21 protein-coding genes are annotated in these 24,128 nt (G+C 37.6%); 5 read left to right on the top strand and 16 right to left on the bottom strand.

All coding sequences use genetic code 11. The features are described 5' to 3' along the window. Positions 1-67: 67 nt before the first annotated feature. The 14 genes from EIB73_RS10095 to mraZ form a co-directional block, all read right to left on the bottom strand. The gene (locus tag EIB73_RS10095; RefSeq protein ID WP_125025044.1) at positions 68-514 is read right to left on the bottom strand and encodes a GatB/YqeY domain-containing protein; all 447 of its coding nucleotides are present in this window, start codon (positions 512-514) and stop codon (positions 68-70) included. Positions 515-657: 143 nt separating this feature from the next. Next, positions 658-2,484, bottom strand: coding sequence for a cell division protein FtsZ (ftsZ, locus tag EIB73_RS10090; protein ID WP_125025041.1), 1,827 nt, complete (start codon positions 2,482-2,484; stop codon positions 658-660). A gap of 16 nt (positions 2,485-2,500) precedes the next feature. Further along, on the bottom strand, positions 2,501-3,871 hold the full coding sequence (gene ftsA / locus EIB73_RS10085) for a cell division protein FtsA (protein WP_125026097.1): 1,371 nt from the start codon (positions 3,869-3,871) through the stop codon (positions 2,501-2,503). A gap of 115 nt (positions 3,872-3,986) precedes the next feature. Further along, a complete protein-coding gene (locus EIB73_RS10080) occupies positions 3,987-4,982 on the bottom strand; it encodes a cell division protein FtsQ/DivIB (protein WP_125025039.1) in 996 nt (331 codons plus the stop codon). After that, complete coding sequence (gene murC, locus EIB73_RS10075; protein ID WP_125025037.1) at positions 4,979-6,340, bottom strand: UDP-N-acetylmuramate--L-alanine ligase; 1,362 nt, start codon at positions 6,338-6,340, stop codon at positions 4,979-4,981. The genes EIB73_RS10080 and murC overlap by 4 nt, the downstream gene beginning before the upstream one ends. 1 nt (position 6,341) lies before the next feature. After that, positions 6,342-7,457, bottom strand: coding sequence for an undecaprenyldiphospho-muramoylpentapeptide beta-N-acetylglucosaminyltransferase (gene murG / locus EIB73_RS10070; protein WP_125025035.1), 1,116 nt, complete (start codon positions 7,455-7,457; stop codon positions 6,342-6,344). 53 nt (positions 7,458-7,510) lie between these two features. Continuing rightward, positions 7,511-8,734, bottom strand: coding sequence for an FtsW/RodA/SpoVE family cell cycle protein (locus EIB73_RS10065; protein WP_125025033.1), 1,224 nt, complete (start codon positions 8,732-8,734; stop codon positions 7,511-7,513). A 12-nt stretch (positions 8,735-8,746) separates the two neighbouring features. After that, the gene (murD, locus tag EIB73_RS10060; RefSeq protein ID WP_125025031.1) at positions 8,747-10,084 is read right to left on the bottom strand and encodes a UDP-N-acetylmuramoyl-L-alanine--D-glutamate ligase; all 1,338 of its coding nucleotides are present in this window, start codon (positions 10,082-10,084) and stop codon (positions 8,747-8,749) included. 6 nt (positions 10,085-10,090) lie between these two features. Next, the gene (gene mraY / locus EIB73_RS10055; protein WP_125025029.1) at positions 10,091-11,332 is read right to left on the bottom strand and encodes a phospho-N-acetylmuramoyl-pentapeptide-transferase; all 1,242 of its coding nucleotides are present in this window, start codon (positions 11,330-11,332) and stop codon (positions 10,091-10,093) included. Between the two features lie 28 nt (positions 11,333-11,360). Beyond that, positions 11,361-12,821 (bottom strand): UDP-N-acetylmuramoyl-L-alanyl-D-glutamate--2,6-diaminopimelate ligase, encoded by a 1,461-nt coding sequence (locus EIB73_RS10050; RefSeq protein WP_125025027.1) that lies wholly within the window; start codon positions 12,819-12,821, stop codon positions 11,361-11,363. A gap of 69 nt (positions 12,822-12,890) precedes the next feature. Beyond that, positions 12,891-14,882 carry a penicillin-binding transpeptidase domain-containing protein gene (locus EIB73_RS10045; RefSeq protein ID WP_125025025.1) on the bottom strand — a complete coding sequence of 664 codons (1,992 nt, stop codon included), beginning with the start codon at positions 14,880-14,882 and terminating at the stop codon, positions 12,891-12,893. After that, entirely contained in the window at positions 14,866-15,231 is a 366-nt protein-coding gene (locus tag EIB73_RS10040) for an FtsL-like putative cell division protein (RefSeq protein WP_125025023.1), read from the bottom strand. The genes EIB73_RS10045 and EIB73_RS10040 overlap by 17 nt, the downstream gene beginning before the upstream one ends. A gap of 32 nt (positions 15,232-15,263) precedes the next feature. Continuing rightward, positions 15,264-16,157, bottom strand: coding sequence for a 16S rRNA (cytosine(1402)-N(4))-methyltransferase RsmH (rsmH, locus tag EIB73_RS10035; RefSeq protein ID WP_125025021.1), 894 nt, complete (start codon positions 16,155-16,157; stop codon positions 15,264-15,266). A 46-nt stretch (positions 16,158-16,203) separates the two neighbouring features. Continuing rightward, complete coding sequence (gene mraZ, locus EIB73_RS10030; RefSeq protein ID WP_125025019.1) at positions 16,204-16,674, bottom strand: division/cell wall cluster transcriptional repressor MraZ; 471 nt, start codon at positions 16,672-16,674, stop codon at positions 16,204-16,206. A gap of 247 nt (positions 16,675-16,921) precedes the next feature. Between mraZ and EIB73_RS10025 the strand changes: the two genes are divergently transcribed. The 4 genes from EIB73_RS10025 to EIB73_RS10010 all read left to right on the top strand — a co-directional run bounded on the left by EIB73_RS10025 (position 16,922) and on the right by EIB73_RS10010 (position 21,128). Then, positions 16,922-17,692: an alpha/beta fold hydrolase gene (locus EIB73_RS10025; protein WP_125025017.1), complete on the top strand. Its 771-nt coding sequence runs from the start codon at positions 16,922-16,924 to the stop codon at positions 17,690-17,692. Between the two features lie 53 nt (positions 17,693-17,745). Further along, the gene (gene yihA, locus EIB73_RS10020) at positions 17,746-18,363 is read left to right on the top strand and encodes a ribosome biogenesis GTP-binding protein YihA/YsxC (RefSeq protein WP_125025015.1); all 618 of its coding nucleotides are present in this window, start codon (positions 17,746-17,748) and stop codon (positions 18,361-18,363) included. A 15-nt stretch (positions 18,364-18,378) separates the two neighbouring features. Then, complete coding sequence (locus EIB73_RS10015; protein ID WP_380219189.1) at positions 18,379-18,831, top strand: GNAT family N-acetyltransferase; 453 nt, start codon at positions 18,379-18,381, stop codon at positions 18,829-18,831. A gap of 158 nt (positions 18,832-18,989) precedes the next feature. Further along, a complete protein-coding gene (locus EIB73_RS10010) occupies positions 18,990-21,128 on the top strand; it encodes a S46 family peptidase (RefSeq protein ID WP_125025013.1) in 2,139 nt (712 codons plus the stop codon). A 192-nt stretch (positions 21,129-21,320) separates the two neighbouring features. Here the strand turns inward: EIB73_RS10010 and msrA are convergent, their stop codons facing one another. Together msrA and EIB73_RS10000 are read right to left on the bottom strand one after the other, a co-directional pair. Further along, positions 21,321-21,875, bottom strand: coding sequence for a peptide-methionine (S)-S-oxide reductase MsrA (msrA, locus tag EIB73_RS10005; protein WP_125025011.1), 555 nt, complete (start codon positions 21,873-21,875; stop codon positions 21,321-21,323). Between the two features lie 132 nt (positions 21,876-22,007). Further along, entirely contained in the window at positions 22,008-22,976 is a 969-nt protein-coding gene (locus EIB73_RS10000; RefSeq protein WP_125025009.1) for an ROK family protein, read from the bottom strand. A 198-nt stretch (positions 22,977-23,174) separates the two neighbouring features. Between EIB73_RS10000 and EIB73_RS09995 the strand changes: the two genes are divergently transcribed. Then, positions 23,175-24,032 (top strand): alpha/beta hydrolase, encoded by an 858-nt coding sequence (locus EIB73_RS09995; RefSeq protein WP_125025007.1) that lies wholly within the window; start codon positions 23,175-23,177, stop codon positions 24,030-24,032. The last annotated feature ends 96 nt before the right edge of the window (positions 24,033-24,128 follow it).

Genomic DNA, 24,128 nt, shown 5'->3' with positions numbered 1-24,128 from the left:
TGTTCTAAAATAATCGATGGTTTATAAATGATAATTTACTATCACCTATCTTTCATCAACTATAACATTAAGAAAGTAACTTTTTCGCCACGTCGGAAATACTTTTTCCGTCGCTTTTACCGGCCAGGGTTTTCCCCGCCATTCCCATTACTTTTCCTAAATCTTTTGCGCTTTCGGCGCCAGTTTCTGCGATAATATTTTTCATCGCTTCTTCCAGTTCTTCAGCGGTTAATTGTTTCGGTAAAAATTGCTCAATGACTTTGCTCTGTGCTTCTTCAACTTCGGCTAAATCGCTTCTGTTTTGCGAAGTAAACTGATCATAAGAATCTTTTCTCTGTTTGATCATTCTCTGCAGAATCGCAATTTCCTGTTCTTCAGAAACTTCTGCACCTTTGGCTTCAGTTTTCAACATAAGAATTTGAGATTTTACTGCCCGCAAAGCATCTAAGGCCACTTTGTCTTTTGCCCGCATTGCGTCTTTAATCGCGTCGCTGATGGTTATTTCTAAGCTCATAATTTAATAATTTAATTATTTGAAAATGTGGTCATATTTAAAATTGCAGACTGGTTTCATAGATCTCCGTTCTGCAATTTTTTTTGAAATGGTTTTGTGGTCTTTTAATTCACACATTACATTTTCAAATTGGCACATTGAAATTAATCCACGTCTTTGTTTAAAAAACGGTTCTCTCTAACCTGCATTTTTCCATCATTTTCGGACAGAAAGTTACTGATTTTTTGATCAGATGCATTTTCCTGGCCGATTGAAATGTTTTTTCTACGGAACGCCGGAATGGTTTCGAACTCATTTTCCGGTTCGAAGTTTTGATATCTGGAATTAAATTCTTTCAATTTGTTTCTTCGTTCTAAAACTTTTTCGCTGTTCGTTGTTTTAGTAATAAAAGTAAAGTCATCTTCAACCTTGAAATTGGTTGTTTCCTCTACTTTTTGTACCACCTGAGGTTCGGATTTTTGAACCGGTTCTTCTTTGATTACTGCTTTCGGCTGCGGTGTCTCAACCTTCGGCTCCTCAATCGGTTCGTTTACGAAAAAACTGAACTCCAGCGGCTTCTCTTCCGTAAAGGTTGGTGTCTTTGGAGCCGGCGTTTCTTTTTTTCTATCTTCAGTTTCAAAACTGAAAGACTGTGCAGACGGCGTATCATCAAGATCATCGGTATACGTGAAAAGATCAAACTCCTGGCTGATTTCTTCTTCCTTACCGAAGCTCATTTCTGCGCGATCTTCTACTTCGAAACGGTCAAACTGAGTAGGAGTTTCTTTCTCAATAATCATTTTTTTCTCCGCCGTTCTTACCTGAAATTCATTCGTAGGAAATTCATCTTCATCATCAAGGATAAAAAGATTTTTTGATTCCATACGGTCTTTTCTAAAATCTTGAGATTCCGGAGCCGAGTTGGTGATGATATCTTTTTTCGGTTTTGGATCCAGAGAGTCAGACAAAGTGAATTTAACCTTTTCTGTGATGCCTGAAGTTTTTTGATAATCTTTAGAAAAACCAGTTGCAATAACCAATACACTTACAGAATCGCCCAATTCTTCATCGGTTCCAACTCCGAAAATAATATCGGCAGTGTTTCCAGCTTCTTCCTGGATATGATCCATAATAACTCCGATTTCGTCCATGGTCACTTCTTCTGAACCACTTCGGATCAATAAGAGAACGTTTTTCGCACCGGTAATTTTGTTATCGTTCAACAATGGGGAATCCAGGGCTTTTTTCACTGCTTCTTCGGCTTTGTTTTCCCCGGAAGCGATTCCGTTTGACATCAATGCGGTTCCGGAATTTGCCAACACAGACTTGGCATCACGGAAGTCAATATTTACATCAAAGTAACCTGTAATTACCTCGGCCATTCCTTTTGCCGCGTTGGTTAATACTTCATCCGCTTTTGAGAAACCTGATTTAAATCCTAGATTTCCAAATTGCTGGCGTAACTTATCATTATTGATAACAATAAGTGAATCTACGTTATTTCGTAATTTATCCAAACCTATTTCGGCTTGCTCTAATCTTCTTTTTCCTTCAAAACTAAAAGGTACGGTAACGATTCCTACCGTTAGAATTCCCATATCTTTTGCTACTTTCGCAATGACCGGTGCTGCTCCGGTTCCTGTACCACCGCCCATTCCGGCAGTAATGAACACCATTTTGGTATTTTGTCCCATGGCCGCTTTAATATCTTCGATACTTTCGATCGCCGCTTTTTCTCCAACATCAGGATCGGCTCCAGCGCCAAGACCTTCGGTTATAGTTAAACCTAATTGCACTTTATTGGCAACAGGATTATTATCAAGGGTTTGCGAATCGGTATTACAAATGACGAAATCTACGCCATGAATTCCTCTTTCGTACATGTGTTTCAAGGCGTTGTTTCCGCCGCCGCCGACACCGATTACTTTAATTATTGATGAATTTCCTTTTGGTAAATCAAATGAAAATCCAGGGGTGTTTATATTTTCCATAGTCTTGGTTTTTTAATTATTCAACTTCTTCAAAGAATTTTTTTACGCTTTCCATTATTTTTTGTCCGATGGTCAGTTTATTTCGTCGGGTTGCGTTATTCTGACCTGCTAGCTCTTCTTTGCTTACGATATCCTGAAGCGTATTTTCTTCTGTATGAACTTCTATTTTTTGGGCTGTTTTTGCTTCTTCTTTTTCTTCGACCTTTTCAGGTACATTTTTTTTGTCACGGATTTTTAAACTCTCCATCAGTAAACCAATGGCAGTAGCATATTCCGGACCTTTTAAATGCTGGCTTTTATCATTGGTCACATATTCATTAGCAAAACCGATTCTACTGTCGAATCCGGTCGTATAGTTGGCCAACTGACGAAGATGACGAAGGTTTGAGCCACCTCCGGTTAAAACGATACCTGCAATTAATTTTTTCTTTTGTTCAAAAGCACCGTATGCTTTTAATTCTGTGTTTACCATTTCCAAAATTTCTTCTACTCTCGCATTTACGATTTGCGCTAAAGTTTTTAAGGAAATTTCTTTATCAGGTCTTCCGTGCAAGCCGGGAATGGTAACGAAAGTGCTGTCTTTTTCCAGTTCCGGAACTGCAGAACCAAAATTCACTTTCAGTTTTTCTGCGTGCTTCTCAATGATGGAGCAGCCTTCTTTAATATCGTCTGTAATAATGCCGCCACCGTAAGGGATGACGCATGTGTGACGTATAATATTGTCTTTGAATATGGCGATATCTGTTGTACCACCACCGATATCTACGATTGCAACGCCTGCCTCTTTTTCTTCCTTCGTAAGAACGGCTTCAGAAGATGCTAAAGGCTCAAGGGTTAAGGCTTCCATTTCCAGACCGGCTTCACGCACACATCTGGCAATGTTTCTAATGCTGCCCATTTGGCCAACAACGACATGGAAATTCGCCTCTAAACGCGTTCCGTGCATTCCAACAGGTTCCTGAATTTCTCCCTGGGAATCTACTTTGTATTCCTGTGGAAGAACATGAATAATTTCTTCACCAGGCAACATGACCAATTGTTTTACCTGATCTTTTAATTTATCGATATCGTCATCAGTTATAAAACGATCGGGATTTTCCCGCATGATATAATCTGAATGTTGTAGCGAACGGATGTGTTTGCCTGCAATTCCTACCGTTACTTTTTGAATAGGAACGCCGGAACTTGCCTGTGCCTGTGCTACTGCGGCTTTGATGGACTGAATAGTTTGAGAAATATTGTTCACAATACCTTTGTGCACTCCTAAACTTTTTGCTGTTCCTACGCCGAGAACTTCGATTTTTCCGTGCGTGTTTCGTCGTCCGACAATGGCCACAATCTTTGTGGTACCAATGTCGAGACCTACTGAATACTCGTGATTTTCCATTTTTATGTCGATTTGATTTTTTATCATTTTCAAAGGATTAAATCCATTGTCTGTATTTTATTTATAATTAAAGGGGTTAGCCTTTATTGTATTACGCTTTTATGTCTTGACTTTTTTATTCTATTGTAACTTTACCTTTTTGCTTGCTCTCCGTTTTCTTTACCGCGGGTTTTACACTTTCTTTTTTGGGAGCCGTTTTCTGCGCCTGCTCTTTTTTAACATCTTTTTTTGGAACAACGGTTTTCGGTTTTGCCGCAGCTTCTACTTTCTTGATTGCCGGTTTAGATGGATTCATCAATTTTTTTTCTGCTTCCTCTTTTTTCTGTTTAATGAGCGGTAACTTTGCCAATTCTTTTTTACCTACTGCTATAATGCTGTCATTATCTTTAAAATTTGGATTCAGTGTTGTGACTATCTGGTTATTATATTTCACCGAGACTTTCGTGTATTTTTCGGGCTCCTGATAAATCAGATATTTTTCTACAAAAGCTTTAAAACCTTTTACTTTAAGATCTATTTTTTCCAGATCACCAATTTCTACTTTAAAATACCCCTCGCTCGTAAGCAATTCGTAATTTCCTTTGGATTTTTTAATTCCGATAAAATATTTTTTACTAAAATCATCCCGGTCGATTTTTTCAATCAATTTGGCCAGTGGTATATACTCTGATTTATTCACGTCGCCCATGACCAGCATACAAGGGTAGGAGTAGTTTTTTGAAATAGGAAATTCAGTTCCTTTTTCATCCACATAAAAATCACGTCCATCTTTATTTAAACGGAAAGCCGGAACCCTCTGTTTGATATCTAAATTCAAATTACCATTCAGGTTTAAATACACATTTGCACTGTCAACTGCGGGAAGCTGGTTCAGTTTTTTCTCTAAATCAGGAATATCAATGTCACCAATTTTCTTTGTTGGGTTGGCTTTTCTCACCAATTCCTTCACATCTTTTTCATCAATAAAATAAACAGGGTTTTTAGTCTTCGTCATTTTCACGGAGACTTTTTCCATTGGTTTATTATTGAATCTTTTCAAGGAAAAACTCAGCAGAAACCCAAAAAGGATAACGGTTACAAAAATTTTTAATATTCTGAATTTATTTTTCATTTCTTATCGGAAAGCCATTCTACAATTCCGTCATATAAAGTATCGATGTTTCCTGCACCAACCGTTAACAATACATCGAAATCTTTTTCTTTTATTTTATTAAAGGCGTCTTCCAAAGTGGAAACGTCTTTATTTTCTAATTTTATTTTTTCAGATAACCAGTCGGAAGTAATTCCCTCGAAGTTTTCCTGTAATTCTCTCGCCGGATAAATATCCAGAAGAATTAACTCATCTGCCTGATCTAAACTTTCTGCGAATCCATCGGCAAAATCTTTTGTTCTGCTGAAAAGATGGGGCTGAAAAACAACCAGTAATTTTTTCTGCGGGTAAAATGTTTTAATCGAACCAATGACTGCATTTAATTCCGTTGGATGGTGCGCATAATCGTCGATATAGATTTTTCCATTTTCAAAATTATGTTTCGTATAACGGCGCTTAATTCCTTTAAAACCCGCAATTCCTTTTTTTAAAGTTTCAAAATCAACGCCAAAATTATGAAGCAAAGCAATCGCGGCCGTCGCATTTTCTACATTGTGAATGCCTGGAATTTCCCAAACAAAATCATGTGATTCTTCCTTTTGCTTATGGAAATCAAAATGGATTTTATCGCCGATCTCTCTGATGTTATCGGAGTAATAATCCGCCTCTTCATTTACGGCGTACGTTTTTGCATCGCGTCCGATATCAATTCCTTTTCTTACAAAAAGCTGCTGACTTTCCGGAATTAAGTCTGCGAAATCCTGAAATCCTTTTTGAATCGTAGCGTTGTCGTCATAAATATCCAAATGATCCGCATCTGTGGAAGTAATCACCGCCCAATCCGGAGACAGAGTGAGGAAACTTCGGTCATATTCATCGGCTTCAACCACGGAAACTTCATTTCCATTAAAATGAAAATTCGATTTAAAATTCTCTGCAATTCCACCTAGAAAACAAGAGAAGGGTAGATTCGCTTCTTCACACAAATGCGCAACTAAGGACGAAGTTGTTGTTTTTCCGTGAGTTCCGGCGATTGCAATACAATTTGTATTTTGCGTAATCATGCCGAGAACTTTTGCTCTTTTTAAGACATCGAAATTATTGTGATCAAAATAGTTAAGAATATCCAGCTTTTTAATCGCCGGCGTATAAATGACCAAGGTATTTTCGGGCGTTAAACTTCTTATTTTATCAGTAATAAGATCATCAAATTCGATATCAATTCCTTCTTCAACCAACGCTTTTGTCAACTTGGTGTGCATTTTATCATAACCCAAAACCGTTTTACCCGAAGCGTTGAAATAACGCGCCAATGCGCTCATTCCGATGCCTCCGATTCCTACAAAGTAGAAGTTTTGATATGTTGTTAAAGGTTTCATTTTATGCTTTGATATTTAAGGATGCTAAAATTTCATCTACAATTTGTTCTGTTGCCAAAGGTTTTGCGAAAAAGTTTAAATTTTCGCTCATCTCTTTTCTTAGATTCTCGTTTTCACAAATTTCCTGTAAAGTCGTCCAGAATTTCTCTGACATTTCAGAATCTTTTACCATTTTGGCAGCATTTTTTTCTACTAAATTCATCGCATTTTTGGTTTGATGATCTTCCGCTGCAGTTGGTAAAGGAATTAAAAGCACCGGTTTTTTTGTCATCGCTAATTCTGAAATGGCAATGGCGCCGGCGCGAGAAACAATTACATCTGCGGCGGAATAGGCTAATGCCATATCGGCTATAAATTCTTTCAACTGAATTTTGGAAGAATGATTTGTGATCTGGGAATTTTCAGCTAAACTTTTATAATCGAGTTTGCCCGTTTGCCAGATTAACTGATAATCCTTTTCTGCTATTTTGTCAATATTTTCTTTCCAACCATTATTCACAGTGCGGGAACCCAAAGAGCCACCGACAGAAAGAATGGTTAATTTGTTCTGATTTAATCCTAATTGTTCTTTTGCTACATCCTTTTCAATTAAATCGGTAATAATATTCTTGCGAATAGGATTTCCCAAAAAGGAAGTTTTGGTTTTTGGAAAAAAATGACCCATATTCGGATAGGCAGTAAAAACTGCTTTCGCTTTTCTTGCCAAGAAGGTATTCGTTTTGCCAGGCAGGGAATTTTGTTCCTGAAGAAAAATTGGAATGCCCAAATGTGTCGCTATATAAAGTGCAGGCCCACTTGCAAATCCTCCCGTTCCTATTGCAAAATCAGGTTGAAATTCTTTAATGGTCTGTCGGGCTTTTACCAGGCTGGAAATAAGTTTAAAGGGTAATTTGAAATTTTTCAGCAGGTTTCCACGATCAAATCCTACGATATTTAAGCCCACAATTTTAAATCCAGATTGCGGAACTTTTTCCATTTCCATTTTTCCGTTTGCCCCAATGAATAAAAATTCTGCGTCAGGAAATCTTTTTTGAATTTCCTGTGCAATTGCAATCGCCGGGAAGATATGTCCTCCGGTTCCGCCGCCGCTCATTAGAATTTTTAATTTCTTTTTCATATTATTTTCATAGGATTCTTGCCTATGCCTTGTTAATCCGTTCCTTGGGAACTTTATGCGATATCGTTTATTTCTTCTATACTTTGTTTTTTGCCCATTCCTTCTTCATCATAAACCTGTATTCTGGAACTTACATTTAAGATGATTCCCAGCTGGATATAGGTCACCAACATGCTGGTTCCACCGTAACTGATAAGCGGTAAGGGTTGACCAGTAACCGGGATGAGATTTACAGCGACCGCGATGTTTACAGAGAGCTGCACAAAAATCATGGTCCCGAGACTGAGCACCAGCAGACTTCCGAAAAAGGCCGGCATTTTACTGGCAATCATCACAATCCTTATAATCATGATCAAATAGAGCGCAATTAAAACTGTAGCTCCCATAAATCCATATTCTTCGACAATTATGGCGAAAATAAAATCCGAGGCTGACTGCGGAAGCATTTGTTTCAGCGCACTTTTACCGGGACCCATTCCGGCAATACCGCCGTGAACAATGGCTGCTTTGGCTTGCATGACCTGATAATTTTTTGCTTTATCTGCTTCATCTTCTACCTGACTTTCTTTTTTTGTGAAGGTTTCAACACGGCTCATCCAGGTATGAACCCGGTTGTTTTCTATTAAATCGGTTTTTAATGCTAAAAACATAAATACCCCGATCATGACGGATGATAAACCGACAAATCCCAGAATGTATTTCTTATCGAGCTGCCCCATTAACATGACGATCAATGAAACCATTAATATCATTAAAGCGGTGGATCCATTATCTTTAGCTACAAGACCAAATACAATAAGAACCGGCCCGAAAATGTAAAAGATATTTTCAATGGGTAATCGCTCTCTTTTAATTTTCTTTGTTAAATAACGGCAGAGGTAAATTACCAGCATTAAATAAGCAAAAGATGAAGGCTGAAAAGAAATCGGAGTGCCCGGGATTTTCAGCCAGCGTGAGGCGGAAGCTCCGTCAATTGTCTGTCCGGAAACCATAGTTAATCCCAATAGCGCAATGGTAAAGGTGAGCAGATAGCTGCTGAGTTTCCCAATATGTTCATATTTAAACCAACCCACTGCACGCATGATCGCCAAACCAAGCATTACAAAAAAGCTGTGCTTGATCAAGTGCGAAGTGGTGGTTCCGCTGTTTACGATATATTCCAAATTCGAACTCGCTGAATATACAGGGAACACCGAGAAGAACGAAATCAATAAGATTACGCTCCAAAGGACTTTGTCTCCTTTTAATAATTCAAATTTGGTTTCTCTTTCCTGCATTTTAATCTACGACTAATCGATTTTATTTTTTAATACTTCTGCTTTAAATTGATTTCCACGGTCTTCATAATTCTCGAACAGGTCGAAACTTGCACAACATGGTGATAGCAAAACAGTATCTCCTTCTTCTGTCAGAGATTTGCAAACCTTCACGGCTTCCTCCATACTCGAAGTGCTGTAAATAGATTCCTTCTTATCTTTAAAGAAATCGATAATGGTTTGATTGTCAATTCCTAAGCAGACAATGGCTTTTACTTTTCTTTTGACCAGATTTTCTATTTCGGTATAATCATTTCCTTTATCTACGCCACCCACGATCCAAACTGTTGGCTGGTTCATGCTTTCTAAAGCGAAATAGGCAGCATTCACATTGGTTGCTTTACTGTCATTAATGAAAGTCACGCCGTTAATTTGGGCGACCTGCTCTAAACGATGTTCAACCGCCTGGAAGGTCATGAGTGAATTTCTGATGCTTTCGTTGCTGATATTCAATATTTTACTTGCAATTGAAGCGGCTAAACTATTTGCGATATTGTGATTTCCTACCAAAGACAATTCTGCAATTTTCATGGAGAACTCATCTTCCAACTTGACTACGATTTTATCTTTATGGACGAAACCTCCTTGCTTTACTTTCTCTTTCGTAGAAAAAGGGATCTTTTTGGCTCGTACGGCGAGTTTTTCAAGCAGACTCATACTCATTTCATCATCTTTATTGTAGATGAAAAAATTATCATTTTCCTGGTTTTCTGCAATTCTGAATTTAGCTAAAGCATAGTCTTCATAATTGTAGTTATATTGATCCAGATGATCCTGACTTAAATTCAACAACAAGGAAATGTAAGGACGGAAATTCTGAATATCATCGAGCTGAAAAGAACTTACTTCCAGAACATAATAATCGAAATTTTGGTCCGCAACCTGTCGCGCAAAGCTTTTCCCGATGTTTCCTGCTAAACCCACCTTTAAATTGTCACTTTTCAAAATATGATAAATGAGTGAAGTGGTGGTGGTTTTACCATTACTTCCGGTGATGGCTATAATTTTTGCAGGTGTAAACTCTGCAGCAAACTCAATTTCTGAGGAGAGGCGAATTCCCTTTTGATTAATCTTAAAGATGATATCTGCCTTTTTTGGAATACCGGGAGATTTGATGACCCAGTCTGCTTCCAGAATGCGGGCTTCATCGTGCTGTCCTTCTTCGAATTCAATTTCGGCATCGATCAACTGTTTTTTGAAGTCGTTTTTTATCGCACCTTTATCTGAAAGAAAAACATTCAAGCCTTTCTTCTTTGCTAAATAAGCCGCACCTACACCGCTTTCTCCACCACCTAAAACAACTATTTTCATATTTTTTTATCTGACCTTTAAAGTGATTAAACAAATAATCGCAAACAAAACACCAATAATAACCATACGGTTAACGATTTTGCTTTCGTGATAGCCTTCTTTCTGATAATGATGGTGAAGAGGAGACATTTTGAACAATCTGTTATTCTGAGCGTACTCTAAACCGTATTTTCTTTTTCTATATTTAAAAGTTCCAACCTGCAGCATTACCGATAAATTTTCAATTAAGAAAATCCCACAAAGTACAGGAATCAGCAACTCCTTTCTTAGGATAATTGCCAGTACTGCGATGACTCCACCCAGCATTAAACTTCCCGTATCACCCATAAAAACCTGGGCGGGATAGGTGTTGTACCAGAAAAAACCAATCACGGCACCTACCAATGCGAGGGCGAAAATGGTTGTTTCCCCCATATTGGGCAGGAACATAATATTCAGGTAGTCCGCAAAAATGATATTTCCGGAGAGGTAGGCAAAAAACGCCAGCGTCAGTAAGATGACGACACTTGTGCCTGCAGTGAGCCCGTCGAGTCCATCGGTGATATTGGCCCCATTTGAAACTGCGGTCACAATAAAAATAACCATCGGAATAAAAACAATCCAAGCCCATTCGTGCGCGTTCTCCGGTGACATCCAGAAAAGAATTCCACTGTAATCAAACTCATTATTTTTTACAAATGGCACGGTAGAAACCGTTGATTTCTCGGTCGGCATAAAGTTAGCTTCGACGTTATTTCGGTTGACTTCTTTGGCATCTGCATATTTTCTTTTTACAGTGATGTCGGGGTGAAAATACATGGTGACACCGATGATTAATCCTAAACCAACCTGACCAATCACTTTAAATTTACCACTTAAGCCGTCTTTGTTCTTTTTAATTTTCTTTAAATAATCATCAATGAAACCGATCGCTCCCATCCAAACAACAGAAATGATAAGAAGAACAATGTAAATATTTAGTATTCTGGTGAAAAGCAAAACTGGAATTAACGTTGCCAAAATAATGATGAGACCACCCATTGTTGGAGTTCCTTCCTTTTGCTTTTGTCCATCTAACCCCAGATCACGAACCAGTTCCCCCATTTGTTTTTTACGCAAATAGTTGATTATTTTTTTTCCAAAAACTAACGCGATGATAAGGGATAACAAAACTGCCATTCCTGCGCGGAAAGAGATAAATTTAAACATACCCATTCCTGGAATATGAATTCCGTGGTTGTTCAAATATTCGAATAGGTAGTATAACATGTTGTTTTATTTAATCTGCGATTATTCATTATTTCGACATGAGTCTTGCTAACTCTATTATGGTTTCCTGATCATCAAAGTGGTGTTTTACGCCATTGATTTCCTGATAGGTTTCGTGTCCTTTCCCCGCCACCACGATGATATCTTTCGGTTCAGCGAATTTGATGGCCATTTTTATTGCTTCCCGACGGTCTGGTATTGAAGTGTATTTACTATAAAACTGAGGTTCTACACCTGCTTCAATATCTTTAATGATCTGTGCGGGATCTTCGCTTCTTGGATTATCTGAAGTGATTATTGCCAACGTCGATTTCTTCGTGGCTATTTTTCCCATTTCGGGGCGTTTCGTTTTGTCACGGTCGCCGCCACAACCAAATACCGTGATCAGTCTTTCGTTTTTGGTGCGGATCTCATTGATGGAATCCAAAACATTTTCTAAAGCATCCGGCGTGTGTGCATAATCGACAACGAAGAAAATTCCGCCGTCAGATTTTAAAGTTTCAAATCTGCCTTTCACTCTTTTTAATTTAGAAATGGTAGGTAAAATATCATCTTCGTGAAAGCCGCATTCAATCGCGACCGCATAAGCAAGGAGTAAATTATAGGCGTTAAACTTACCGGTAAGCGTTGTCCAAAATTCTTTTCCATTAAAGTTTAAAAGCATTCCATTAAAATCAACTTCCGTAATTTTTCCGTGGAAATCGGACATTGTTTTTAGGGCGTACGTTTTTTTAGATGCTTTCGTATTCTGCAACATGATGTTTCCATTCTTGTCATCAACGTTGGTGATGGCAACAGCATCAGAACTTAAATCATCAAAAAATCTCTTTTTTGTTTTAAGATACTCTTCAAATGTTTTATGATAGTCTAAATGATCGTGCGTAATATTGGTGAAACCTGCAATTTTAAATTGAAGACCTTCGGTTCTTTGCTGATGAATTCCGTGAGAAGAAACCTCCATAAAAGCATATTCGCAACCTTTACTTACGGCTTTTGCTAAAATTTGGTTTAAACGAATGACGTCCGGAGTTGTATGTGTAGATGGAATTACCTCTTCATCGATCCTATACTCAACCGTAGAAATTAAGGCACATTTGAAACCCAACATTTTGAAAATATCAAACAAAAGAGTAGTGGTTGATGTTTTGCCGTTGGTTCCGGTAATGCCGATGAGGTGTAGTTTTGAGGAAGGATTTCCATAAAAATTAGAAGCCACATGTCCCAAAGTTTTTGCAGCATCTTTCACTTTAATATAAGTAATTTCGTCTTTGATATCAGTAGGAATATTTTCGCAAACAATTACTTTCGCACCTTTTTCAATCGCAGAATTAATGAAGTCGTGTCCATCGGAAACGGTTCCTTTGATGGCCACGTAAAGTCCCTGTTCCACAGCTTGGCGGCTGTCGAAAGTCATTTCTGAAATCTCTTGGTTTTTGTCACCAATAATTTCTGAAACGGGGATTCTATTTAATAATTCATCTAATTTCATTCTATACCTGTTGCGATAGAAATTTTATCTATCTTTTGTTACGCGTTCCGTAAAACGTTTTCTATTATTTTAATTCTGTAGTTGCAGATAAATTCTTTGATCTTTTTTAATGATAGTTCCTTCCAATGGAAACTGCTCTCTAATTTTTCCTACGCCTTTATAATCCACACGATAACCTTGGTTTTCGAGTTGTGGAATAACGTTTTTACCAATCAGCCCTGTCACTTTTGGCATTTGGTTTTGTTTCACTGCGACTTTTACTTGGGGCGCAATCATTTTACTTAAATCAGCTTTTTTATCCACCAACATTTCCTGCTCAATGTTTTGTGGCGTTTTTAGGAATGTTTTTCCTGCAATTTCTTTAAATACCGGAGCTGAAACGGTAGATCCGTAAAAGCCTTTTGAGTTATCGGGTTGGTTAATCATGACAATACAGGTATATTTTGGATTATCAGATGGGTAAAATCCGGCAAAACTTGCCTGGTATTTCGCTGGTCCCGGTTTCCAATATTCAAATCTTGCAGTTCCTGTTTTTCCTGCCATTTTTAAGTTCGGGGTGAAAATACTTCTGGCCGTTCCTTTTTCTACCGCTTGGGTCAAAGCGGAAGTCATTAAGCTAATTGATTTTGGAGACGCCATTTTATTCACCATAACTTGTGGTTTTGCTTCGTACAGCGTTCGACCATCTTTCAATATTTTTTCAATAAAAAGAGGTTTCAGCATTTTACCTTTATTTGCGATTCCATTGTAAAACGTGGTTAGCTGCAGCAGATTAAAACGTGAAGAATAACCATAGGCCAAAGAAGCCAGAGTTGCAGCATTCCATCTCTTATCTTCAGGTGTTACGATGTAAGGTTTGCTGATTCCCGGTAATTCGATATCCATTTTTTCGAACATTTTCCAGCGACGGAGATGGTCTAAAAATACCTGTGGTTTATCTGCATAGAATTTGGTGATCAGTTTTGCAGAACCTACGTTACTCGACTTTGCCAAAACATCTGAAATATCATAAGTGCCGCCGCCATGACCGTCGGAAATTCTTTGCTTAGCATACGTCCAAACTCCGTTTCCAACATTTACTGTCGTGTTTTCATCAATGAATCCATCATCCATTGCGGCTAGAAGAGAAACTGTTTTAAAAGTTGAACCGGGTTCTGTAGCATCTTTAAGGGCATAATTGTAAGCGTCTACATAAATGCCTGGTTCTGTTCTGCGCAAATTTACCATAGCTTTGACTTTGCCTGTACTCACTTCCATCACGACCACAGATCCATGGTCTGCATCAAAATTGATCAATTGTTTTTCTAGGGCGGAATGTGCAATATCCTGAATTCGGATATCAATTGTGGTGTAAACATCCTGACCATCAATCGGTTCGTTAACTTTCCAGTAATCAATAGGTTTCCATTGGCTGGAATTTACTCTCTGCTCAAGTCTGGAACCATCGGTGCCTGTTAAATATTTCGAAAAAGCACCTTCTAAACCTGATTTTGCCACTTCATTATCCATCCCGATCGTTCCGGCTCCAATCTGGGTGGTTGCCAGTTCTCGCTTATAATTTCTGTCAACAATAAATCCCCCTCTGTTTTTCCCTTTTTTGAAAATGGGGAATTGACGAATACGGTCGTAATCATCAAAGTCAAGGCCTTTTACCAAAGAATAATATTGGTTTTTAACTTTTTTCTGCTGGTCAAATCGATCTCTGAAATAGCTTCTTGGTTTTCCAAACATTTTAGACAGAGAATCCGTTAAGGGTCCAATGTTGTTAGAATAAACCGTGTCTTTAATAATTTTAAAATCCAGATAAACATCGTAACGCATTACAGTGGTTGCGAGAATAGAACCGTCGGACGCGTACAAATTTCCACGTGCCGCTTTCAAAGTAGCTTCCCGATAATTTTTGTTGATGTAATCGTCCTTGATTTCCTGTACATTGGTATTTTGCAAAACCAGAATTCGACCAAGAAAAACCACAAACAAAACGAAGGCAAACCCTGTAAAAAGGTAGCCCCATCTTAACGTTTTTGAGCGTTTTTGTTCAAATTCATTTTGTACTGCCATCTAAACTGTCTAGTTTTATCAATATCTTATGTGGATGATTTTCTAAGGAAAGCAGGCTGTCCTGAACCATTTCCTTTCCTAATTCTGATTCTAATTTTACTTTTATTAGTCTGCTCTGCGCATACGCATTTCTCGACTTAAATTCTTCCGTCTGCTCTTTTAAAATATTGACATGTTCAATTTTTTTACTAACAAGGTGATTGCTATAAATCATGATCATTAATAAGAAGAAGACCAACAAAAAATAGCGGTAATGAATGGTAACTTCATCACGGTTCAGAAAGTTTCCTTTTACAATATCTATAAAAGTAAGTTTCTTCTGTGGGCGGTATGTTGGTTTTTTTGCCATTGAGCTGAGGTGGTTTTATTGCCTCCTTATCATTATAATTTTATTCCGGTTCTTAATTTTGCACTTCTAGCGCGTGAATTTTCTTCTATTTCTGCCTGATCCGGCACGACTGCCTTTGTCTGCAATAAATCAAATGTTTTGGAGTAGTTGCCGTAGATATCTCGGGCGGGTTCTCCTTCAAACATTCCATTTTTCAAAAATCTCTTTACTAATCTGTCTTCCAGAGAGTGATAAGAAATTGCGACGAGTCTGCCACCAGGTTTTAAGATGCGGTGCGCCTGAACCAGCAATTCTTTTATAACTTCCAATTCTTGGTTCACTTCAATCCGAATGGCCTGAAAAATTTGGGCATATACTTTATTCTGCTTAAACTGAGGAATGTAACTGAAGAGTTTTTTCAATTCCTCTGTTGTTTCAATCGGTTTTATTTTGCGCTGGTTGACAATTTCCCGAGCCAATTTTCTGGATTCACGAATTTCACCGTATTGATATAGAATGTCTGCAATATGTTCTTCTTCATATTCATTAATGACTTTTTTCGCATCCAACATTTGCATCACGTTCATTCTCATATCGAGGGGTGCATTGCTTCGGGTAGAGAAACCTCTTTCTGCCTGGTCAAACTGGTGAGAAGAAACACCGAAATCGGCTAAAACACCATCAACCTTAGTAACGCCATGCACCATAAGTGCGTTCTCCAAAAATCTAAAATTTTGGTTGATGAGGGTAAATCGAGGATCTTCGATGTTATTTTTTAAAGCATCCAAATCCTGGTCGAAACCATATAGTCTTCCCTTATCGGAAAGTCTTTTCAGGATTTCCCGTGAGTGTCCGCCTCCGCCGAAAGTACAGTCAACGTAGATTCCATCGGGATTCGTTACCAAATCATCGACGCTTTTTGTCAGTAAAACAGGATTGTGATACATTTCTATTTCAGCTAAGTGTTTTTAAATTTAATTTTTTGCGATGGGTCTATTCTTCTTCCTCCTCAAAACTTATATCGCCCATAACCTCTTCTGCCAGCTTCGCAAATTCTTCTTCAGAAGTAGATATTACCTTTTCGTAGGCCTCTTTATCCCAAATTTCGAAAAGTTCACCAGCGCTGGTAATCACGATTTCTTTTCGAAGATTTGCAAATTGGGTAAGGTCTTTAGAGATCTGTAATCTTCCCGCATTATCGGGTTCCACAATCTTTACGCCTGCAGTAAACATCCGGATAAAGTCTGCGTTTTTTTTAATAAAACGATTCAGTCCATTTAGCTTTTTCATCAGTTGTTCCCAGCCTTTCATTGGATAAACTTCCAGACAAGGTTGAAAAACAGCACGTTTGATCACAAAGGAGTCATCGCCAAAATCCCCCATCTGTTTTACCAGAGACGATGGAAGTTTAAGGCGACCCTTGTCGTCGATCCTACATTCATATGTGCCGATGAAATTCTTCATTTGGGACAAATTTATATAAAAATTTCCAAAAGCTCCCACTTTTTCCCACTTTTTGACTTAATGTTAATAAGTTTTGAATCGATAACTAACCGATTGATTAAAAAGCAGTTAATCTAAAAATGTTTTTTTTGCACTAATAGGGCAGTTGTTAAGAGAAAAATTCTTATTTTTAATATTATTTAAGACTCAAAAAATTGAGTTTGGTGTTTAATTTGTATTTTTGCAAACGCTTATTGCGTCAATATTTATGATATTTAAAACAAAGAAAGAAAAGAAATTTGCTTTTATCGAAGCAGGAGAAGGGGACCCGGTAATTTTATTGCACGGTTTAATGGGTGGGTTAAGTAATTTCGAAAATACAGTAACTTTCTTTTCTGAAAGAGGATATAAAGTATTTGTACCCGTTTTACCCATCTACGATTTACCCGTTCTTAATACTAATCTTACCACAATTGCAAAGTTCGTTGCGCGGTTTATTGAAGAAAAAGTAGGCCGTTCTGCCACCATTGTAGGAAACTCTATGGGCGGTCATGTGGGTTTAATTTTAACGCTTGCCAGACCCGAATTAGTCGATCATTTGGTTTTAACGGGAAGCTCAGGGTTGTACGAAAGAACATTTGGGGACAGTTTTCCAAGAAAAAGTGACAAAGAATATATAAGGAAGAAAACGGAAGAGGTTTTTTATAATCCCGACGTTGCAACTCCGGAATTGGTAGATGAGGTATTCTCTGTAGTAAACGACAGAATGAAAGGGATCAAAACCGTGATGCTTGCCCGAAGTGCCATTAAACACAATATGTTAAATGATTTACCCAAGATTACAACTCCTGTTTGCTTGATCTGGGGAAAACAAGATAATGTAACTCCGCCAGAGGTCGCCGTAGATATGGATAAGTCTTTACCGAACTCAGAGTTATTTTGGATTGATGAATGTGGACATGCAGCAATGATGGAAAAACCCGATGAGTTCAATCAGATTTTGTATTCGTGGTTACAGAAAACAAAGAAAATAGTATAATGGAAGTTTATTCTTCCATTTTTTATTTAATTACATTTTAAAAGAAATCAGTTATGGTAATAAAAACCGCAGAATTTGTTAAAAGCAGCGATAAATGGCAAGATTGTCCAGAACCTACGATGCCGGAATATGCTTTTATTGGAAGATCAAATGTGGGAAAATCATCATTGATCAATGCGATGATGAATCATAAGTATCTGGCAAAAACATCTGGAACACCGGGGAAAACCCAGTTAATAAATCATTTCATCATTAATGAAAGTTGGTATCTTACCGATTTACCGGGTTATGGATATGCAAGAGTTTCAAAAAGTATGCGCCGGGATTTTGAAAAACTCATTACCAATTATATCCTGAACCGAAAAAACTTAGTTAATCTTTTTATATTAGTTGATGCGAGACATACGCCCCAAAAAATAGATCTCGAGTTTATAGAATGGTGTGGTGAAAATGGAATTCCTTTTTCAATCGTATTTACAAAAGCAGATAAATTGAAACCGAATGTGGTCCTGGCGAATGTTGATCACTATAAAGAGGAATTATTAAAAACCTGGGAAGATTTGCCCGAACTTTATGTGACCTCTGCAGAGAAAAAAACTGGCTGCGACGCTATTCTGGATTTTATTACAAAAACGAACGAGTTTTTAATGCACAACCATATCAAGTTTTAAAAAAATCTACGATCGATGATGAATAACCTAATTTGGAAAATCAAAACCTTTAATGAACTTTCAACTCAAGAGTTCCATGAGATTTTAAAAGCCAGAATTAATGTTTTCATTGTGGAACAAACCTGTCCTTATCCTGAACTGGATGGTTATGATCAGGAAGCAGTTCATCTTTGGGCGGAAATTGAGGGTGATGTTGTTGCTTATTGCAGACTATTTGATTCCGGAATTAAATATAAGGAAGCTTCCATCGGGCGCGTTTTAACGAATCAAAATTATAGGAAGCGAACTCTTGGCCGTACATTGCTGCGATTTGCTATTAATACGGTTGAGTGCAGATTTAGAAATTCATCCATCAGAATTTCTGCCCAGAATTACCTTTTGCCCTTTTATCGTGAATTTGGATTCGTAGAGGTAGGTGAAACTTATCTTGAAGACGACATTCCCCACACTGAAATGAAGAGAGATTAAGATTTTCCTATGCAACAGTAAAATTTTTACCTGGCTACAAAATAATTAAGTTGTTTTTACAACGATAATAGTGGATTAGATTTTTCTCTTCCATTTGCTTTTTGATGGGTAACAAGTTAAATGAATTTCTTAAATTAGCGAATTAAATAAATTATTAAATGAAAAGAATATTTTTACTGCTCACGTTTATGTTGAGCTTTCTGCAAATTAAGGCAGATGAGGGAATGTGGCTTTTGAGCATGATCAAAAGATTAAATGGAGTTGATCTTCAGAAAGAAGGTTTAAAATTAACTGCTGAAGAAATTTATTCAATAAACAATTCCAGCTTAAAAGATGCAATCGTTCAGTTCGGCGGCGGATGTACCGCAGAAATGGTTTCAAAAGAAGGTTTATTATTTACAAATCACCACTGTGGTTACGGAAATATTGCGGCACTTTCTACGCCGGAAAATGACCACTTAACCAATGGTTTCTGGGCGATGAAAAGAAGTGAAGAACTTCCAGCAAAAGGCCTTTCTGTAAGATTTTTAGTGAGAATGGATGATGTTTCAAAAAGAATCAACGCCAAGCTCAATAATAATATGAGTGCAGATGAAAGAAGAGCGGTTATCGATGCAGAATATAAATTAATACAGTTAGAAAATTCTGAAAATGGTAAATACAGTGTTGTTGTAAGAGATTTCTTCAACGGTAATGAGTTTTATTATTTTGTATACCAAGATTTTAAAGATGTAAGATTGGTAGGAACTCCGCCAAACGCATTAGGTAAATTTGGTGGCGACACCGACAATTGGGAATGGCCAAGACATACTGTAGATTTTTCTGTTTTCAGAGTGTATGCTGATGCAAACGGAAACCCTGCAGAATATTCAGCGAGCAATGTTCCAATGAAGCCAAAACATGCTCTTCCAATCTCTTTGAGAGGATATAAGCCTGGAGATTTTACAATGATCATTGGTTTCCCGGGAAGAACCAACCGATATTTGACTTCTTTCGGAATTGAGCAAATGGTTAATAAAGATTATCCAGCTTGGGTAGAAGCGTCGAAAATGGCAATGGATGTTATGAAAAAGTATATGGACAAAGACCAGGCGACTAAGATCGACTATGCGTCTCAATATGCCGGTGTTGCCAATTACTGGAAAAACAGACAGGGAACAATTGACGCCGTGATGAAGAACGGAACAATTACTCAAAAACAAAACTTAGAAGCTAAATTCCAGACTTGGGCATTGCTTCCGGAGAACGAAGATATGTATGGTTCTGTTCTTCAGGAGCTTAAATCTAACTATTCTCAAATCTCTGACAGAAATGTAGAGAAAAATTATGCTGCGCAACTTCAGAGAAACGCAAAATATATTACCATTGCTTACCAATTAGGTTCATTATTGAAAACCTATGCGGATCAGGATGAAGCTGGTAAAGCTGCGATGAAAGATAAAGTAACTGCTGCGATCGATCGTATGTATAATGGAGTTAATGTGAAACTGGAAGGTGAAATGTTGAACTCTATGGTCAACCTTTATCAGCAGAGAGTAAACAAAGCTACTGCTTCACCTACGCTTTTAGCAGCCGACGCGAAAAACCTTTCAACTATGGCTTTCGCTTCTATCTTCGCAACAAAAGAATCTGCGATGAATTTTCTTAATAATCCGAACCGTTTAAAAATCGATGCAGATCCTTTAATGAAAATGGCAAACGGATTTATCGATGATCAAAAATTAAATAACGAGAAATATTCTAAAATTGATGATGCTTTTGCAAAAAACAGCAGAATCTTTTTAGATGGTCTTAGAAAATCTCAACCGGAAACCTCTTTCTATCCGGATGCGAACTCTACCATGAGAATGACGACTGGTAAAGTAACAACGCTTCCAGAAAGAACAGACCGAAACTACGCCGGTATCAAAGAAAAAGATAATTACTATACTGAAATCAACGGTATGGTTGCAAAATACAAGAAAGGTGATGAGGAATTTGACTTGCCACAAAGATTCTTGGATTTGGTGAAGAAAAAAGATTTCGGTCGTTATAAAGATAAAAAAGGTTTCATGCCTGTAAACTTCTTATCCGATAACGATATTACAGGAGGTAACTCCGGATCTCCAATCATGGATGGTGAAGGAAGACTTCTTGGGTTGGCATTTGACGGAAATAGTGAAGCCCTTAGTGGTGATATTATTTTCGATAAGGAAATGCAGAAAACCATTAACGTAGATATCAGAATGGTTCTTTGGACTATTGAAAAATACGGGAAAGCTGGTCACTTGATCAGCGAAATGGTCTTAGTAAAATAAGTTGTCCTAAAAGAAGAAAGACCGCTGAAATTTTCAGCGGTCTTTTTTTGTTTCAAAGAGGAGATATAATGGTGTAAAACTATCAATTTCTTATTTAAAAGTGCTTCGTCAAATTCAAAAACGATGTAAGTTTAGAGAAGTGGAGTTGATTTAAAAATAATAAAGCGAAGAAGATTCTCCGCTTAATTATTTTTATTCTCCATTCAGCATTCCCATTTCTCCGTAATGCTTTTTGAATTTTACGATTTTTGGACCAACGACAGCACTGCAATAAGGTTGCGTTGGATTTACGTTATAATACCCTTGATGATACTGTTCTGCCGGATAAAATTCAGGAAGAGGTGTAATTTCTGTAACATATTTTCCAGTCCATTTTCCGGAAGATTCCGATTTCTTCAGTGCATCTTCTGCTCGTTTTTTTTCTGCTTCATCTTTATAAAAAATGACAGATCTATACTGTGTACCGATATCATTTCCCTGACGGTTTAATTGTGTAGGATCATGCAGGAAAAAGAAAACATCCATCAGTTGATCATAGGAAATAACTTCCGGATTGTATGCAATTTGAACCACTTCTGCGTGTCCGGTTTCGCCGGTGCAAACTTCTTCATAAGTTGGGTTTTCTTTGTGTCCGCCCGCATACCCTGAAATAACTGATTCTACGCCTTTCAGCAGATTGAAACAGCTTTCAACACACCAAAAGCAACCGCCGCCAAACGTAACGTATTCTAAATTTTTATTTTCCATTTCTATATTTATTGTCGTGTTTTTTTACCGCGAAATTGCGCGAAATTTTAAAAGTAAGACGAAAAGATTTTGCTGTTTTTATACAGTGTTCTAACCTTAATTCTTGGCTTTTATTTAGGAGAACCAATCCAGTCATTTTTCCCAAACCAAGGCACTTGCGCCCAAAATAGCAGCATCAGCTTCGTCGAGTTCACTGAAAACCAATTTTACCTTATTTCTAAAAATTGGTAAAAGATTACGTTCCATATGAAGTTTCGTCGGTTTCATAATGAAATCGCCAGCTTTTATTACGCCGCCGAAAAGCAAAATTGCTTCCGGGGAGGAGAACATTACAAAATTAGCGAAGGCTTCCCCTAATTTCTGCCCGGTGTACCGAAATACTTCAACTGCAACTTCATCGTTTTTTTGTGCGCATTCGAACACTACTTTTGAATCGATCTCTTCCTCTTTATAACTGTTCAGCATAGAGTGGGGGAATTCTGCACGCATTTTTTTTGCGGTAATGGTAATTCCTGTAGCTGAGGCGTATGCTTCCAGAGAGCCTTCTGACCCAGTACTCCAGTGCTTTCTGCCGCCGGGTTTTACAATCGTATGCCCCAGTTCACCGGCAAAGCCATCATGTCCATAAATAAGCTGTCCATTTGCGATAATTCCGCTGCCAACGCCGGTTCCTAAAGTGATCATTATAAAATCCTTCATTCCGCGCGCTGCACCAAACATCATTTCTCCTAAGGCCGCAGCATTTGCATCATTCGTCATTTTACAGGGAACACTAAACTTTTCAGACATCATCTCCGCAAAAGGGATGACGCCTTTCCACTGAAGGTTCGGAGCTTGTTCAATGGTTCCACGGTAATAGTTTGCATTGGGAGCTCCAACGCCAATTCCTTCGAATTGTTTTTCCCCACAATATTTTGTAATCAAAGGCGAAATCTTTTCATAAAGAGCATTCATGAAATCTTCGACCTCAGGGTAATCATCTGTTTTAATGCTTCCCTTTTCTAAAATTTCTCCGCGATGGTTTACCAAACCATATTTTGTATTGGTCCCACCGACGTCGATACCGAGTGCTATTCGTTTAGAAAGGTCTATTAATGCCATCAATAAATTTTTAGTCATTAAAATTACAAAAAATATTACAACACCTGCTGAAAAAATTTACTTCCTAACCGACTTTGTTGGGTCGAAATCTTGGCGTGATATCACGTTCTTAGGTGGTTGTTTAAGGTATGATTTTCATCACATTACACCGCATTCAGTAAATCGTCATTTAGGTATAAACTTTTCTATAGCGTGTACATGAAAAAAAATTATATACACTACCAATTATTATTACTGGGTGCCATTGGTTTTACTTTAGCTTCCTGTAGTACCAAATACCGTGTAAAAGTACAGGACGATAAGAAGATTTACAATCTAAAATACGGAGAATCACGGCAACAGAATATGGATGTTTTTATTCCGGCTTCCTTCGAAAAGGAAAGTCCGACCGTGGTTATTGTTCACGGGGGTGGTTGGAAGATCGGTCGAAAGGAACATGTGAGAATGTTACAGAAATATCTTCATAAAAATAATATACCGTCGGCAAATATTAATTACAGACTGGTGAATAAGAAAACGACTTATAAAGAACAGCTTGAAGATATAGGTTTGGCAATTCAAAAAATAAATGCTTTGGCAGAAGAGGAAGGATTGTCAAAAGACAACTATATCCTGTTGGGAGAGAGTTCCGGCGCGCATATTTCATTGCTTTATGGTTACAAAAATCCGGATCACATCAAAAAAATAATCTCTTTGAGTGGTCCAACAGATTTTTACACCGAAAATTATACAGATTCTTTCTATTCCAAATACACTTCTTTAACCATACAAGATGTGGTAGGAGTAAAGTTTGACCGTAAAAATATATCTGAAGAATTTAAAAAAGCCAGTCCTTTGGCAAATGTTTCGAATGTGCCCACTTTATTGTTTCAGGGCGATCGGGATATTTTGGTAAACAAAAGACAGGGCTTAGCGCTAGATTCGATCTTAACTGAAAAAGGAATTCCTCATGAACTCATTTTCATGAAAAATACCGGCCATGTACCTCGTTTATTTAATAAGAAAAAGCGGGAAGAAATTATTTTTCCGAATATCTTGAAATGGATAAAAGATTAAAGTTTAGTATATTGTATTTAGATATTTCTAAAATTTTTACATAAAAAAAACCCAAAATGAAATTTTCATTGTGGGTTTTTTAATTAAATATTTCTT

It is taken from the genome of Kaistella carnis (assembly GCF_003860585.1).
Lineage (GTDB): Bacteria > Bacteroidota > Bacteroidia > Flavobacteriales > Weeksellaceae > Kaistella > Kaistella carnis.
This window is presented reverse-complemented; position numbering and strand designations above follow the sequence as displayed.

Bases quoted from the DNA above. Each gene is read 5' to 3' on its own strand.
- EIB73_RS10095 (WP_125025044.1), bottom strand. From the start codon at position 514: ATGAGCTTAGAAATAACCATCAGCGACGCGATTAAAGACGCAATGCGG.
- ftsZ (WP_125025041.1), bottom strand. From the start codon at position 2,484: ATGGAAAATATAAACACCCCTGGATTTTCATTTGATTTACCAAAAGGA.
- ftsA (WP_125026097.1), bottom strand. From the start codon at position 3,871: ATGGAAAATCACGAGTATTCAGTAGGTCTCGACATTGGTACCACAAAG.
- EIB73_RS10080 (WP_125025039.1), bottom strand. From the start codon at position 4,982: ATGAAAAATAAATTCAGAATATTAAAAATTTTTGTAACCGTTATCCTT.
- murC (WP_125025037.1), bottom strand. From the start codon at position 6,340: ATGAAACCTTTAACAACATATCAAAACTTCTACTTTGTAGGAATCGGA.
- murG (WP_125025035.1), bottom strand. From the start codon at position 7,457: ATGAAAAAGAAATTAAAAATTCTAATGAGCGGCGGCGGAACCGGAGGA.
- EIB73_RS10065 (WP_125025033.1), bottom strand. From the start codon at position 8,734: ATGCAGGAAAGAGAAACCAAATTTGAATTATTAAAAGGAGACAAAGTC.
- murD (WP_125025031.1), bottom strand. From the start codon at position 10,084: ATGAAAATAGTTGTTTTAGGTGGTGGAGAAAGCGGTGTAGGTGCGGCT.
- mraY (WP_125025029.1), bottom strand. From the start codon at position 11,332: ATGTTATACTACCTATTCGAATATTTGAACAACCACGGAATTCATATT.
- EIB73_RS10050 (WP_125025027.1), bottom strand. From the start codon at position 12,821: ATGAAATTAGATGAATTATTAAATAGAATCCCCGTTTCAGAAATTATT.
- EIB73_RS10045 (WP_125025025.1), bottom strand. From the start codon at position 14,882: ATGGCAGTACAAAATGAATTTGAACAAAAACGCTCAAAAACGTTAAGA.
- EIB73_RS10040 (WP_125025023.1), bottom strand. From the start codon at position 15,231: ATGGCAAAAAAACCAACATACCGCCCACAGAAGAAACTTACTTTTATA.
- rsmH (WP_125025021.1), bottom strand. From the start codon at position 16,157: ATGTATCACAATCCTGTTTTACTGACAAAAAGCGTCGATGATTTGGTA.
- mraZ (WP_125025019.1), bottom strand. From the start codon at position 16,674: ATGAAGAATTTCATCGGCACATATGAATGTAGGATCGACGACAAGGGT.
- EIB73_RS10025 (WP_125025017.1), top strand. From the start codon at position 16,922: ATGATATTTAAAACAAAGAAAGAAAAGAAATTTGCTTTTATCGAAGCA.
- yihA (WP_125025015.1), top strand. From the start codon at position 17,746: ATGGTAATAAAAACCGCAGAATTTGTTAAAAGCAGCGATAAATGGCAA.
- EIB73_RS10015 (WP_380219189.1), top strand. From the start codon at position 18,379: ATGATGAATAACCTAATTTGGAAAATCAAAACCTTTAATGAACTTTCA.
- EIB73_RS10010 (WP_125025013.1), top strand. From the start codon at position 18,990: ATGAAAAGAATATTTTTACTGCTCACGTTTATGTTGAGCTTTCTGCAA.
- msrA (WP_125025011.1), bottom strand. From the start codon at position 21,875: ATGGAAAATAAAAATTTAGAATACGTTACGTTTGGCGGCGGTTGCTTT.
- EIB73_RS10000 (WP_125025009.1), bottom strand. From the start codon at position 22,976: ATGGCATTAATAGACCTTTCTAAACGAATAGCACTCGGTATCGACGTC.
- EIB73_RS09995 (WP_125025007.1), top strand. From the start codon at position 23,175: ATGAAAAAAAATTATATACACTACCAATTATTATTACTGGGTGCCATT.